The organism is Actinoallomurus acaciae (genome assembly GCF_042429965.1).
GTDB classification, from domain to species: Bacteria; Actinomycetota; Actinomycetes; order Streptosporangiales; family Streptosporangiaceae; genus Actinoallomurus; species Actinoallomurus acaciae.
This window is the reverse complement of sequence record NZ_JBHLZP010000210.1, coordinates 1-13,303: the sequence shown is the minus strand read 5'-3', so window position 1 is coordinate 13,303 and position 13,303 is coordinate 1. Positions and strand designations below refer to the sequence as shown.

Below are 13,303 nucleotides of genomic sequence, written 5' to 3'. Positions count from 1 at the left end.
GCAGCGGGCAGCGGGCAGCGGGCAGCGGGCAGCGGGCAGCGGGCAGCGGGCAGCGGGCAGCGGGCAGCGGGCAGCGACGGGAGGTTATCCACAACCTGCCCAGCGCACCTTCCGCAACCAACCTGCGGCTTTGGAGAATAGAGATGGGCTGAGCCCCCGGGCGGGAGGGGTCTACGACCCGCCCTGCCCGACTTGGACTCCCGCCCTGTCCGACTCGGACTCCCGCCCTGCCCGGCTCGGACTCCCGCCCTGTTCGACTCGGACTCGGACTCGTGGCGAGACTCGGAGGCATGACGAGGCGGCATCCGCCGACGACGAATCTGGGCGATCCGGTCTGCGGCACTCCGCCCGCACGGCCCTGGATCTGAGACAGACGCGCCGTCCCAAGCTCCCCGCGCGCAGCCCCGGCTGGCGGGCATCCCGACCAGACGGGTCTAAGACGGCCACGCTGAACCCAAGCGTCTCGCCGATCGACTCCGACCGACTGACATCCCACCCAGGCGGCCCTGAGACCGGCCGCCTCGTCCACAACACGCTTACGCCCTGTCAAGGGTCTCCTACCGCGTGCGGACGCCGTACGGCGTCTCTCATCGCGCGGGAGCGGCGCGTTACCGCGGAGCCGTGGCCCGTGGCGATCGCGCGCCGACTCTCCGGCCAAGGTCGCCGGCTGTGACATCCGGCACCGGCCGTGAAACACCGCGCGGGCGCGCCCAATCTCCCCCTGCGAAGGCCAGCCGGTACCCCCAGGGGCCAGGTCGTCCAGGTACGCCTGTCGGCGAACAAGGGCGGCCGGCCACCAACTCCGGCTGGGATCCTTCGATCAATCGGGCGTGTCTCAGCCCTTTGGGCGCGTCCCGGCGGTTTTGGGCGTGTCCCGCCGCCTGGTCTGCGTGGAGCAGGTGTTCCAGGCGGCTTTGCGGCGGTACGGTCGTCTCGCCCGATGTCGGGCGGGACGACCGTACCTTCAGCGTGAGTCGTCTCCAGTCCGAAGCGGCCGTCGATCCTCTCGGGAACGATGGCCCCTCCAGGCCGGAGACGACCCTCGCGGAGTCCGTAGAACCCCCCTACGCGGCCCCGTTCGGGACGGGACCGATTGAACTTCTCGTGGAAGCCCCCGACCGTCCGCACGTGACGGTGGCTCCGCCACATCGCGGTTCACGCGGTGCGACCGGCCGCGGAGAGACGCGGCCGACCGGATGCGTCGCCTTGACGACGGCGACCGGCGATCACTTGGCTCGCCGGCCCGGATCGGGGTGTCTCCGGGTTACTCCGACCGCTGCTGCGGGATCCCCCCCAGCAGAGCGCGGACCTCGGCCTCGCGGTAGCGCCGATGCCCTCCCAGCGTCCGGATTGACGTCAACTTCCCAGCCTTCGCCCAGCGGGTGACGGTCTTGGGGTCGACGCGGAACATCGTCGCCACCTCTGCCGGCGTCAGCAGGGGCTCGGCCTCTGGCGTACGAGCTGACATTTGTGCGGCCTCTCCTCCGTGGACCGATGACAGCGATCCAGCGTTTGATCCTCGCGCGTGCCACTGATGTCTCTTATGGTCTGGATGAACCACTTTGACATCACAAGACGTAACCATGCCACCACTCAGCGCAACAGGCAAGTCCCTGATAGCAACTCTGCGATTTTTGGTGGCTGAGTCACGCTGCGTGATTCTAGCGACACGTATCGTCGCATCGCGCGCTGATTCAGGTAATTGTCCTCAGTTCGCGGATTCAAGAGCTCGTACGACGCGCCAGCGGGCGACGACACGCTTGTGCATCGCGACCGCCAGTTCGGCCTGCCCGGTCTCCATACCCGTGATCGCCGCGGCCACCTCGGCCACGGACTCATCGGCGCGCAGAGCGGCGTCGTCGAGGAGGTGCACGAGCCCTCCGTAGTCGAGTTCGACCAGCGAGTGCGGGTGGAACTCCTCCAGCCAGCGCCCCACCGACTCGACCTCGGCGACGTCGAGGTGATCACCGGCGTGGCGCCGTACGGCGGCCAGCGCGCGGGCGACACGGCGGCGCGCCTGGGCCATCGGCGTGACGTAGATCAGCGTGCGCACGGGCGTCGCGGTCGTCGGGCCGCCGCCGGGGTTGTCGTCGTGGCCGCCGAGTACGAGCCAGCGCTCTTTCGCCACAAAAGGGACGAACCAGGCAAGCGGGACCTGCCACGTGCTCGACAGGATGTGCGGGCTGAGCGTGCCGGACTGCCGCTTCCAGCGGTCGAACGCGCCGTCGGCCTGCTCCGCCACCCGCTGCGGCACGAACATCTCGGCCAGTTGCTCGGACATGCCCTCGCGGAACCGGTCGAAGGCCAGCCACGAGCGCAGCCGCGTCTCCCAGGGGCAGATGTAGGTCACGTCCTCGGCACGCCGCACGTACGCGTCACGGCTCTCCCGGACCGGAGCGACGATCGGCGGCACCGCGATCACGCGTCTCAGCGCATGGGTGTGCTCGACGTCCAGAGCCCCGACACGCCGCGGCCGCTTCTCCGATACGGCATACGCCGCCCAAATGGACTTCTCCGGCTCGGCGAAGGCGTTCAGCGGTTCGTATACCCGGAGGTACGCGGCGTAGGGCAGCACGACCGCATCGTGACACGATCTCGCCGCGAAACGCTCGTCGTCACGCCCGCCGAGACGCTCCTGAGACCTCCGGTCACTCTACGGGACGAGCCCCTCAGGCGATCGTCGTTCCCCCTCCACCGGCTCACCTGCGAACCGTGGGGCGACCGGGTCTCCAGATGACGCCGATCACTGCGGAGCGGGGGGCGGTACGCCTACGCTGATCGTGTCGGACTCATGCTCCCGCCGCTGGTCATCCGTCGTGCGACCCACGACACGCCGCACCGCGGCCGGGTACCGGGTACAACGCTCAACGCCGCCACCGCGGCACCGGGCAGTGTGCGCTCAGAGAGGAGCCACAACGTGACGAAGGTCTTCGGCGTCCCCCACGAACAGGTCGTGTTCTGCCATGACGAGGCGACCGGCCTCAAGGCGATCATCGCCATCTATTCGACCGCGCTGGGTCCCGCGCTCGGCGGAACCCGCTTCTACCCGTACGAATCCGAGGACGAGGCGCTCGCCGACGTGCTGAACCTGTCCAAGGGCATGGCGTACAAGAACGCTCTCGCCGATCTCGACCTCGGCGGCGGCAAAGCGGTCATCATCGGCGATCCCACCGCGATCAAGTCCGAGGGACTTCTCCGCGCGTACGGCCGGTTCGTGCAGTCGCTGCACGGCCGCTACTTCACCGCCTGTGACGTGGGCACGTTCTCCGAGGACATGGATGTGATCGCGCGGGAGTGCTCGTACGTCACGGGCCGTACGCTCGCCCACGGAGGCGCCGGCGACTCGTCCATCCTGACCGCGTTCGGGGTGTTCCAGGGGATGCGTGCCGCGGCCGAGCACGCCTGGGGCGACCCGTCGCTGCGCGGACGCCGTGTCGGCGTCGAGGGCGTCGGCAAGGTCGGCCGCCGCCTGGTCGAGCACCTCGTCGCCGACGGCGCCGAAGTGATCGTCACGGACGTGGTCGAATCCGCGATCGACCGCGTGCGCGCCGAGCATCCCGGGGTCCAGGTCGTCGACGGGCACGCGGCGCTGTCCGGCGCCGAGATCGACGTGTACGCCCCCTGCGCCCTCGGCGGTGCCCTGGACGACGCGACCGTCGAGAGGCTGCGCGCGAAGATCGTGTGCGGCGGCGCCAACAACCAGCTCGCCCACACCGGCATCGAGAAGCAGCTCGCCGACCGCGGTGTGCTCTACGCCCCCGACTACGTCGTGAACTCCGGCGGCGTCATCCAGGTCGCCGACGAGATCGAGGGCTTCGACTTCGACCGGGCGAAGCAGAAGGCCACCGGGATCTTCGACACCACTCGCCGCATCTTCCAGATCGCCGCCGACGAGGGCGTACCCCCGGCCGTGGCCGCCGACCGGCTGGCCGAGCGCCGGATGTCCGAGATCGGCCGCCTGCGCGGCATCTTGGTCAACTCCTGACCCGTTCGCGTCCGGGATCTCCGGTGTGACGGAGATCCCGGACGTGTCACTCCACATCGTCGGCTATCCTCTGCTGAAGCCGCCACCGCGCAGACGACGTACCGAGCCGGGCGCAAAACGGGTACGGTTGTAGCCGTAGCTGGTGCGTGGGGTCTTGTCGCGCCCGGCTGTGGATGCGTAAGCGAGCGTAAGTGGGGCCAACGACGGGTCCCCGACCATCGAGGGGGTCGAGCCAATGGGGCGCGGCCGAGCCAAGGCCAAGCAGGTGAAGGTAGCTCGCCGGCTGAAGTACAACAGCGGCGGGACAGACCTTGACCGTCTGCGCGGCGAGCTGGGCGTCAACCAGAACTCGCAGGATGACCATGACCCCTACGACGATGACTCGTCGTACGAGGACCTCGCAGACCGCTATGCGGACTACGCCGAGGACAACGACGAGAATGACGGCAAGAGTACGGCGAAGTAGCCGTCCCGTTATTTGAGATCGTTCCAGTCACGCACTGAGCCGATCTCAGGGGTCACAGATCGCATGACCGCGAAGCGTTCCCGCCGCCCCGGCGGGAACGCTTCGCGCGTGATCAGACGTTTTGAGCGCGCCGGCGACGGTGGTAGTGCACGGTGACGATGCCGAGCAGTGGCCCCCAGGCCGCCAGCGGCGCGTACGTCATGGTGAACGCGACCGCCTGCCAGCCGTGGACGATCACACCCGTGCCCCGGGTTCCGTTGATCATCCGGCCCAGGCCCAACATGATCAGCGCGTACGGGAAGAGCAGTGTGAGCACCGTCGCACCGAGCCCCGCCGGCACGACCGCGGCGAGCACCGGCACCCGCCGCCCGCCCAGACCGGGAATCCAACGCGGCACCACCTCGCCCCACTCGCTGACCAGCCCGACGGTGAGGTACGCGAGAATCTCGCTGACCACGCTGAGCGCCACGACGTACCACAGGCCGGTGAACAGCACCGGACCGTGACCTCTCGGCGGAGTCGTGGTCCGTTCGAGCAGCGGCGCGTGGAGATTCACGGCGGCGACCCTCCAGACGCATGAGGGCAGCGTGGTCAGCGTGGTGGCGTACGCGGCCAGCACGGCCCAGCGGGGCACGTCCTCCGCCGTCCGCCCGTGCAGCCTCGTCAGGATCGCGCCAGCGGTCATCGGTCCCCTGCCTTCCTTCGGTCCACCCGTGCCGGGGTTCGGATCCGAAGATCGCAGCCGGTGACGGCCGTGCGCCTCACCCGTCCGAGGGGGCCGGGTCGGCCGCGGGAGGGACAACGGGCCGCTCAGGCCGGAGTGTGCGCGCAGTCGGGCACCCGTGGCGCGATTTCACCAAGAATCCTCGTCTAATATGCAATGAAATACACCTTATTAGCGCTATATATTCTCCCAGTCGCCGGAAATTACCTCTCCCCTTCGCTCGATGTATCGGGTTAGGCTTACTCGGAGTAGAGCACTGTAAGGACGTGAGTCAGGGGGAGCGGTGCGGGCACGGTTGGGCTGGGTCGCGGCGATACTGCTGGTCGCGCTCGCCTTCACCGGAGGCCTCGAGTCGATCGACACGGCGCCGACCACCGCACCGAGCAAGATTTCCGCGGGCGACCTCGCCGAAAAGCGTGACGCTCAGGTGCGCGATGACATCGACCTCGGTCATCGGATCGTCGATCGCGACACCCCTGGGCGACCCCGGCTGCTCGCGCTTCCGCCGTCCGCGCAGATCGCCGCGCCGGTGCCGATGAGGGCCGCGCCCCTCGTACTGCCCGACGCCGCGCCGCCCACGATCGTGGAGGGCGGTCCACCGCTCCACCTCGGCGCCCGCACGCCCGAGGCACTCCAGATCTTCCGCTGCTGAGCGGTCCGTAGGGGCAGGCCGGTCGTTGACCGTCACCCCGGTCAACGTAAAATACAGCGAATTGTCCGCTTATACGACTGGCTCTTCGTCCATGAGCGGCGCGACGACGCGCCTGTCTCCGCATCTTTCGTTCATGCCCTACGGATGCACAGAAAGGCTGCGCCATGCAGTCGCTGATCGACAATGCTCGCAAGTTCGCCGAGCGCGCCCACGACCTCCGTCCTCTCGCGGACGGTCAGCACCCGGACGTGTTGTTCATCACGTGCTCCGACTCACGAGTCGTGCCCGCGCTGATCACCGGGGGGTCGCCCGGAGACCTCTTCGAACTGCGCACGGCGGGCAACATCGTGCCCGAGTACAACGAGGGCCGCGGGTCCGGCGAGACCGCGACGATCGAGTTCGCCATCGAGGTGCTCGAGGTCGAACACATCATCGTCTGCGGCCACTCCCATTGCGGGGCCGTGAACGCGATCCTCTATCCCGGTGCACCGAGCGCGCTGCCCGCCATACACCAGTGGCTGGCCGACACCGAGCCGCACGATGAGACGCGCAAGGCGACGAGCTTCCTCGACGGCGACGCGCTCACCTCGGCGGTGCAGCGGCACGTCCAGGTCCAACTCGATCGCCTGCAGGGCCACCCCAGCGTCGCCAAGCGGCTGGAGCGCGGCAGGCTGAGCCTGCACGGATGGTTCTACGCCGTGGGCACCGGAACGGTCAGCACGCTGGACCCACAGGACGGGCATTTCCGGCCACTGTAGTCGAATCGCTTTAACAGCGGAAAAAGAACCACAGGCCGCGGCAAAGCGCCGTGGTCATCTCAGGCTGCGCACTTACGCTCCGCCGAACCCCCGCCTGGCACCTCCCGCCGTAAGTCCCATCCGCGACACCCAAAGGTGAAAGATGGAACTCTTCCCGGCACGTGACATTCTGGGGCGCGACGTCCTGGCTTCCGTGGTCGTCTTCCTGGTCGCTCTGCCGCTGTGCATCGGCGTGGCCGTGGCATCCGGCGTCCCGCCGGAGCTCGGCCTGGTCACCGGCATCGTCGGCGGCCTCGTGGCCGGCGCGCTTCCCGGCAGCAGCCTCCAGGTCAGCGGCCCGGCGGCCGGCCTGACCGTGCTCGTGTACGAGGCCGTACAGGAGCACGGGCTCCGCGTCCTCGGGCTGATCGTGCTCGCCACCGGCCTGCTCCAGTTCGCCATGGGCGCGCTCAGGCTCGGGCGCTGGTTTCGCGCGATCTCCATCTCGGTGGTCCAGGGCATGCTCGCCGGCATCGGCCTCGCGCTGGTGTTCGGGCAGGTGCACACGCTGTTCGACGGCCGGTCGCCCGGCGCCGCGCTGGCCAACCTCACGGCGCTGCCCGCGCTGGTCGCCGACTCTGCGCGCGACTCCTCGGCCCTCGCGGCCGGCGGCGTCGGGGTGGGCACGCTCCTGGTGCTGGTCTGCTGGCGGTTCGTTCCGACGTGGCTGCGGACGGTCCCGGCGGCGCTGGCCGCGGTCGCGCTCGCGACGCTGGCGACCGCGCTGCTCGACCTGCCCGTGCAGCGCATCCAGGTACACGGTCTGCTGGATGCGCTTCGGCCGCCCACACTGGATCACCTCGACCGGCTCGCCGACGCCGGCGTACTCGGCACGATCGTCGCGTTCGCGTTGATCGCCTCGGCGGAGAGCCTGTTCAGCGCCGCCGCGGTCGACCGGATGCACGACGGCGCACGGACCCGGTACGACCAGGAGCTGATGGCGCAGGGCGCCGGGAACACGGTCTGCGGGATGCTCGGCGCGCTGCCGATGACCGCGGTGATCGTCCGCAGCGCGACCAACGTTCAGGCGGGGGCCCGTACGAAACTGTCCCGCGTGCTGCACGGCGGATGGCTGCTGATCTTCACCGTGGCGGCTCCGGCGGCGCTCGGCGTCATCCCGGTCACCGCACTGGCCGCGGTCCTCGTGCACGCCGGCTGGAAACTCCTGTCACCGCGCGAGGTCGGCCGACTCTGGCGTACGGAGCGCGGCGAGGCGATCGTGCTGATGGGCACGACGCTGGCGATCGTGTGCACGAACCTGTTCGAGGGCGTGCTGATCGGCATCCTGCTCGCCGTCGCGAAGACGGCGTGGGACGTCTCCGACATCCACGTCGACGTCCGTGAGCACGACGAGGGGCCGATCGAGATCAGGCTCACCGGCAACGCGACGTTCCTGCGTCTGCCGAGGGTGCTGGACACCCTGGAGGCGATCCCGCACGGGCGTCCCGTCGAGCTGGACCTGTCCGGACTGCGCCACCTGGACCACGCGTGCCGTACGGCCCTGCTCTCCTGGGCCGCCCAGCACGGGGGCCGGAACGACACATCGGTACGGGTCTCGGAGCACGTGTGACGACGCGGCCCACACCGGCCCCGGGCAGAACACCGCCCCGCCGGTCCTGAGCGCGCCGCAGTGACAACTCCACGGGATCGGCGGCGACATCCGCCGCCGATCCCGAACGCGGCCGGCGCGTGTTTCGAAGTCGGGTCTGTCTGGGCTGCGGCATGTCGTGATCGTTAAGCACGGGCGATGTGCGGGTGTTCCGCCGATGGCAGCGGGCCGGTGTGTGGGAGGGGATCGTTGGTGGTCTGCGGGTCCGCGTGGATGTGGCGGGGTGTGAGCAGGGCCGAAAGCTGATGTCGATCGTGGTGACCGGCGGGCAACGCGGGGACAGCCCGCAGTTCATCCCGGTCTTGGAGGCGATCTGGGTGTCCCGCCCGGCTGGAGGCCCAGGATCAGGCCGGACCGGGTACTGGCCGCAAGGCCTGCACCTCGCGCACTAGCCGCGCCGTAGCGACCAGGTACGACAAGCCCGCCGTCCGCCACGAAGCCACGATCCACATCACCGCCATCAACGAATGGCTCCACTCACTTCGAAACACGGCCTAACGCGGGGTGTGGAGAGCCTGTTCGATGCCGGGCTCCTTCGGGCCGAGGAAGCGCGGGTTCGGCCGGATCGCCAGGAACAGTGCGGCCTTGAGGCCGGCGGGCAGCTCCCGCAGGTACGACACGACGGTGGCGATCGGGGCGTACGGGCGGCTGTCGTCGCCGACGCCCACGGCGTCGATGCCGACCGAACGGCACAAGGTGACGGCCCGCGGCAGGTGGAACCGCTGCGTGATCAGGATCGCCCGGTCGACGCCGAAGATCTTTTTTGCCCGTACGCAGGAGTCCCAGGTGTCGAAACCGGCGTAGTCGAGCACGATGCGGCCGCGCGGTACGCTCCGGCCGATCAGGTAGTCGCGCATCACCAGCGGCTCGTTGTAGTGCGAGCGGCTGTTGTCGCCGGTGACGAGCAGCACCTGCACCTTGCCGCTGCGGTACAGGGCGGCGCCGAGTTCGAGGCGCCCGACCAGCATCGGCGAGGGCCGGCCCTCGGGGGCGCCCGCGCCGAACACGATGCCGACGGCCGTCGCCGGTGCCCGGGCCGCACTCATCCGGTAACGCGCCGAGCCGACGTACATCCAGCCGAGCGGCAGCAGGAGGACGTAGACGCCGAGCGCGCACAGCACCGCCAGCGGCGCCCTGCATCGCCACACGCCACGCGTGAACCGCCTCACAACCGTGAACGACGCTGCCGGAGCGGCGAGAGTTCCCAGGTGACGTGCGGCGCGAGATCGTGGTCAGACGATGTTCACGGTGCCGGACCCCGGGACGACCTCGCCGAGGACCCAGGCCGGCAGCCCGCGCTCGGCCAGCAGCCGCAGCGCGGCGTCGGCGGCCGGGGCGGCGACGATCGCCGCCATGCCGACCCCCTGGTTGAAGGTCTTGTCCATCTCCTCGCGCGGCACCCGCCCGTACGACTCCAGCACCGCGAAGATCGGCGGTGGGGTCCACGACGAGCGATCGAGGACGGCGTCGCAGGTGGACGGCAGGGAGCGGGCGAGGTTCGCCGCGAGGCCGCCGCCGGTGATGTGGGCGTACGCGTGCACCTCGGCCGATCCGGCGAGTGCCAGGCAGTCCTTGGCGTAGATCCGGGTCGGTGTGAGGAGCGTCTCGCCGAGGCCGCGGCCGAGTTCGGGCGGGACCGTCTCCAGCGTGAGGTCCGAGGTGCGCAGGATGTGGCGCACGAGGGAGTAGCCGTTGGAGTGGATGCCCGAGGAGGCGAGGCCGAGGACGACGTCGCCGGGGACGACCCGCTCGGGGCCGAGCACGCGGCCGGCCTCCACGACACCGGTGCCCGCGCCCGCGAGGTCGAACTCGTCGGGTTCGAGCAGCCCCGGGTGCTCGGCGGTCTCGCCGCCGACCAGCGCGCAGCCGGCCAGGGCGCAGCCCTCGGCGACACCGGCGACGATCGCGGCGACGCGCTCGGGCACCACCTTGCCGCAGGCGATGTAGTCGGTCATGAACAGCGGCTCGGCACCGCAGACGACGAGATCGTCCACGACCATGCCGACCAGGTCGTGCCCGATCGTGTCGTACACGCCGAGCCGGCGGGCCAGATCGACCTTGGTGCCGACGCCGTCGGTGGAGGTGGCGAGCAGCGGCCGGTCGTACTTCTTGAGCGCGGAGGCGTCGAACAGGCCGGCGAAGCCGCTGGCGTCGTGGACGACCTCGGCCCGGCGCGCCTTGGCCAGGTGCGCCTTCATCAGGTCGACGGCGCGGTCGCCGGCGGCGATGTCGACGCCGGCGGCCTCGTAGGAGGACGTGTCGCTCACGAGACCTTCTTCGTCGGCACGAGGGCAGAGCTGCCGGGTCGCTCGCTCACTTGCCGGCCTCTTCGAGCAGGTGCTTGCCGCGGGCGTCTTCGGCGACGTCGATCGGGTAGATGCCGTCGAAGCAGGCCCGGCAGAGGCGGTCGCGCGGCTGCTCGGTCGCGGCGATCAGCTCGTCGAGGGAGATGTAACCGAGGGTGTCGGCGCCGAGGGAGGCGCGGATCTCCTCGACGGAGAGGTTGCCCGCGATCAGCTCGGCGCGTGTGGCGAAGTCGATGCCGTAGAAGCACGGCCAGGACACCGGCGGGCTGGAGATGCGGACGTGCACCTCTTTGGCGCCGGCCTCGCGGAGCATCCGGACGATGGCCCGCTGGGTGTTGCCGCGCACGATCGAGTCGTCGACGACGATCAGCCGCTTGCCCGCGATCGCCTCGCGCAGCGGGTTGAGCTTGAGGCGGATGCCGAGTTGGCGGATCGTCTGCGACGGCTGGATGAACGTGCGGCCGACGTAGGAGTTCTTCACGAAGCCCTGGCCGTACGGGATGCCGGACTCCTCGGCGTACCCGATCGCGGCGGGCGTGCCGGACTCGGGCGTCGGGATGACCAGGTCGGCCTCGACCGGGTGTTCGCGGGCCAGGCGGCGGCCGACGTCGACCCGGGTGGCCTGCACACTGCGACCGGCGATCGAGGTGTCGGGCCGGGCGACGTAGACGTACTCGAACAGGCAGCCCTTGGGCTCGGGCTCGGCGAACCGGGTGGAGCGCACCCCGGCCTCGTTGATCACGAGCAACTCGCCGGGCTCGACCTCGCGGACCATCGTGGCGCCGACGATGTCGAGCGCCGCGGTCTCGGAGGCGACCACCCAGCCGTGATCCAGCCGGCCGAGCACCAGCGGGCGGATGCCCTGCGGGTCGCGTGCGGCGTACAGCGTGCGCTCGTCCATGAAGACCAGGGAGTACGCGCCGCGGACGAGCGGCAGGACGTCCAGCGCGGCGCGTTCGACGCCGCCCGAGCCGCCGCCGAGGAGCGCGGTGAGCACCTCGGTGTCGGTGGTGGCGCCGAGTTCGCCGTCACGCAGGCGGGAGGCGAGCTCAGGGGTGTTGATGAGGTTGCCGTTGTGACCGAGGGCCAGGCTGCCGTCGTCGGTGGACCGGAACGTCGGCTGGGCGTTCTCCCAGACGCTGGATCCGGTCGTGGAGTAGCGGCAGTGGCCGACCGCGATGTGGCCGCGCAGCGTGTTGAGGACCGGCTCCTCGAAGACCTGTGCGACCAGGCCCATGTCCTTGAACACGACGATGCGCGCACCGTCGCTCACGGCGATGCCGGCCGACTCTTGGCCACGGTGCTGGAGGGCGTAGAGCCCGAAGTAGGTAAGTTTGCTGACCTCCTCTCCGGGCGCCCAGACGCCGAAGACACCGCAGGCGTCCTGGGGGCTGTGATCGAGGGGGTCAAGGTCGTGGGTCAGTCGTCCGTCTCCGTTCGACACGCTGACCAGTCTAGATGGTGAGCTCGTCTCCCTGTTCACGGACCGGCGCGCCGCAGCCCCCGTGAGCCCCGGATCCTCCACCATGGAGAGCCGGAGGGGAGCTGTCCATGGCCTATCGACCGGTGGGGTACCCGCCGCGGCAACGCAGGGGGCTCGGCGTCGCGGCGCTCGTCCTCGGGATCGCCGCGCTCGTCACGTTGCTGCTGTGCGGTCTTGGGGTGGCCGTGGCAGTCGCGGGCATCATCGTCGGAATCATCGCCCTGGTGCGCGACAACGGCCGCGGGATGGCCGTGACGGGGATGGTGCTGTCGGCGCTGGCCCTGCTGATCGCGATCGTCGCGGGCGTCTGGTTCTTCAGCCGCATCGCGCCGTGCAGCGACCGGTCGCGCTACCCGACCAAGGCCGACCGCGACCACTGCCTGGAACACCGCGTGCCCTTCTTCCGGGCCACCGAGACCCCGGTGCCCGGCGCCCACTGAGCCTCTCGCGCGCACCGTTGCCCGGCGGCCCGTGAGGGCCGCCGGTCGCGCGTTCTCTCACGCGGCGCCGCGCGAACCGCCGGCGACGGCGTCGATCGGCCGGGTGCGCAGGGCGCGCGCGGCGGTCGGGACGGCGGCGCCCAAGGAGAGCAGGAGGGCCCCGCCCACCACGGCGAGGAACATCCAGACGGAGCCCGCGGCGAGCGGTGATCCGGTCCGGACCAGGCTGTAGGGCACCGTGGTCGCCGTGGCGGCGACGCCGCCGAGCAGCACCGCCAGGCCGGTGGTCAACGAGGCCTCGACGGTGACCAGCTTCAGCGTCTGCCGATCGGTGATCGCGGCCAGTCGCAGCAGCCCGAACTCGCGGGTGCGCCTGCGCGTGGCGGCGACGAGCGTGGTGACCACGACGATCGCCGCGAAGGCGGTGATCATCGCGACCACCAGGTAGTTGACCGAGGCGAGCTTCGCGCCCGCGTCGTCCGCCCCGTGGGGCACCGAGTCCTCCGCGCGCTGCATGGAGAGGGTGCCGGCGGCGATGCCGACCAGGAGCACGAGCGGAGCGACCACGGCCGCGGTGTGCCGTGCCCGCGCCCGCAGGTTGCGGACCGCCAGCCGGACGGTCGCGCCGAGCCGGGCCGGGAACAGCGCCCCGTACACGGTCACGAGCCGTGGTGCGAGCAGGGCGAGACCGACCGCGACGGCCACTCCGCCCGGGCCCGCGGTGCTCGACAGCAGCGGCCCGTTGGCCATGAAGAGCGTCGTCACCGCCAGACTCGCGCCGACCGCCAGCAGAACGGCCGCCCAGACGAGCCGTGCGCGGCCGGTGGCGCCGCTCTCCACC

13 protein-coding genes are annotated in these 13,303 nt (G+C 70.3%); 6 read left to right on the top strand and 7 right to left on the bottom strand.

Going from position 1 to position 13,303, the window contains the following annotated elements:
• Positions 1–1,264 precede the first annotated feature (1,264 nt).
• Together bldC and ACFFNX_RS25645 are read right to left on the bottom strand one after the other, a co-directional pair.
• Positions 1,265–1,468, bottom strand: coding sequence for a developmental transcriptional regulator BldC (bldC, locus tag ACFFNX_RS25650; RefSeq protein ID WP_141956617.1), 204 nt, complete (start codon positions 1,466–1,468; stop codon positions 1,265–1,267).
• Between the two features lie 240 nt (positions 1,469–1,708).
• A complete protein-coding gene (locus ACFFNX_RS25645) occupies positions 1,709–2,575 on the bottom strand; it encodes a DUF8083 family protein (protein WP_378207328.1) in 867 nt (288 codons plus the stop codon).
• Positions 2,576–2,917: 342 nt separating this feature from the next.
• Between ACFFNX_RS25645 and ACFFNX_RS25640 the strand changes: the two genes are divergently transcribed.
• The gene (locus tag ACFFNX_RS25640; protein ID WP_378207325.1) at positions 2,918–3,985 is read left to right on the top strand and encodes a Glu/Leu/Phe/Val dehydrogenase dimerization domain-containing protein; all 1,068 of its coding nucleotides are present in this window, start codon (positions 2,918–2,920) and stop codon (positions 3,983–3,985) included.
• Between the two features lie 235 nt (positions 3,986–4,220).
• Positions 4,221–4,451 carry a DUF3073 domain-containing protein gene (locus ACFFNX_RS25635; protein ID WP_378207322.1) on the top strand — a complete coding sequence of 77 codons (231 nt, stop codon included), beginning with the start codon at positions 4,221–4,223 and terminating at the stop codon, positions 4,449–4,451.
• A gap of 112 nt (positions 4,452–4,563) precedes the next feature.
• On the opposite strand, the gene ACFFNX_RS25630 is transcribed toward ACFFNX_RS25635, so the two are convergent.
• Positions 4,564–5,136 (bottom strand): hypothetical protein, encoded by a 573-nt coding sequence (locus ACFFNX_RS25630; RefSeq protein ID WP_378207319.1) that lies wholly within the window; start codon positions 5,134–5,136, stop codon positions 4,564–4,566.
• Between the two features lie 322 nt (positions 5,137–5,458).
• Here ACFFNX_RS25630 and ACFFNX_RS25625 point away from each other — a divergent pair, with 322 nt between their 5' ends.
• The 3 genes from ACFFNX_RS25625 (at position 5,459) to ACFFNX_RS25615 (ending at position 8,194) form a co-directional block, all read left to right on the top strand.
• On the top strand, positions 5,459–5,827 hold the full coding sequence (locus ACFFNX_RS25625) for a hypothetical protein (RefSeq protein ID WP_378207316.1): 369 nt from the start codon (positions 5,459–5,461) through the stop codon (positions 5,825–5,827).
• A gap of 164 nt (positions 5,828–5,991) precedes the next feature.
• Complete coding sequence (locus tag ACFFNX_RS25620; RefSeq protein WP_378207313.1) at positions 5,992–6,585, top strand: carbonic anhydrase; 594 nt, start codon at positions 5,992–5,994, stop codon at positions 6,583–6,585.
• Positions 6,586–6,727: 142 nt separating this feature from the next.
• Positions 6,728–8,194, top strand: coding sequence for a SulP family inorganic anion transporter (locus ACFFNX_RS25615; protein WP_378207310.1), 1,467 nt, complete (start codon positions 6,728–6,730; stop codon positions 8,192–8,194).
• Positions 8,195–8,727: 533 nt separating this feature from the next.
• On the opposite strand, the gene ACFFNX_RS25610 is transcribed toward ACFFNX_RS25615, so the two are convergent.
• The 3 genes from ACFFNX_RS25610 to purF form a co-directional block, all read right to left on the bottom strand.
• Positions 8,728–9,381 carry a SanA/YdcF family protein gene (locus ACFFNX_RS25610; RefSeq protein WP_378207307.1) on the bottom strand — a complete coding sequence of 218 codons (654 nt, stop codon included), beginning with the start codon at positions 9,379–9,381 and terminating at the stop codon, positions 8,728–8,730.
• An 84-nt stretch (positions 9,382–9,465) separates the two neighbouring features.
• Positions 9,466–10,500 (bottom strand): phosphoribosylformylglycinamidine cyclo-ligase, encoded by a 1,035-nt coding sequence (gene purM / locus ACFFNX_RS25605; RefSeq protein WP_378207304.1) that lies wholly within the window; start codon positions 10,498–10,500, stop codon positions 9,466–9,468.
• A gap of 46 nt (positions 10,501–10,546) precedes the next feature.
• Positions 10,547–11,983, bottom strand: coding sequence for an amidophosphoribosyltransferase (gene purF / locus ACFFNX_RS25600; RefSeq protein ID WP_378207301.1), 1,437 nt, complete (start codon positions 11,981–11,983; stop codon positions 10,547–10,549).
• A gap of 107 nt (positions 11,984–12,090) precedes the next feature.
• Between purF and ACFFNX_RS25595 the strand changes: the two genes are divergently transcribed.
• Positions 12,091–12,462: a hypothetical protein gene (locus tag ACFFNX_RS25595; protein ID WP_378207298.1), complete on the top strand. Its 372-nt coding sequence runs from the start codon at positions 12,091–12,093 to the stop codon at positions 12,460–12,462.
• A 57-nt stretch (positions 12,463–12,519) separates the two neighbouring features.
• Here ACFFNX_RS25595 and ACFFNX_RS25590 read toward each other — a convergent pair.
• Positions 12,520–13,303, bottom strand: a 784-nt coding sequence (locus ACFFNX_RS25590; RefSeq protein ID WP_378207295.1) for an FtsX-like permease family protein, incomplete at its 5' end; no start/stop codon positions are given.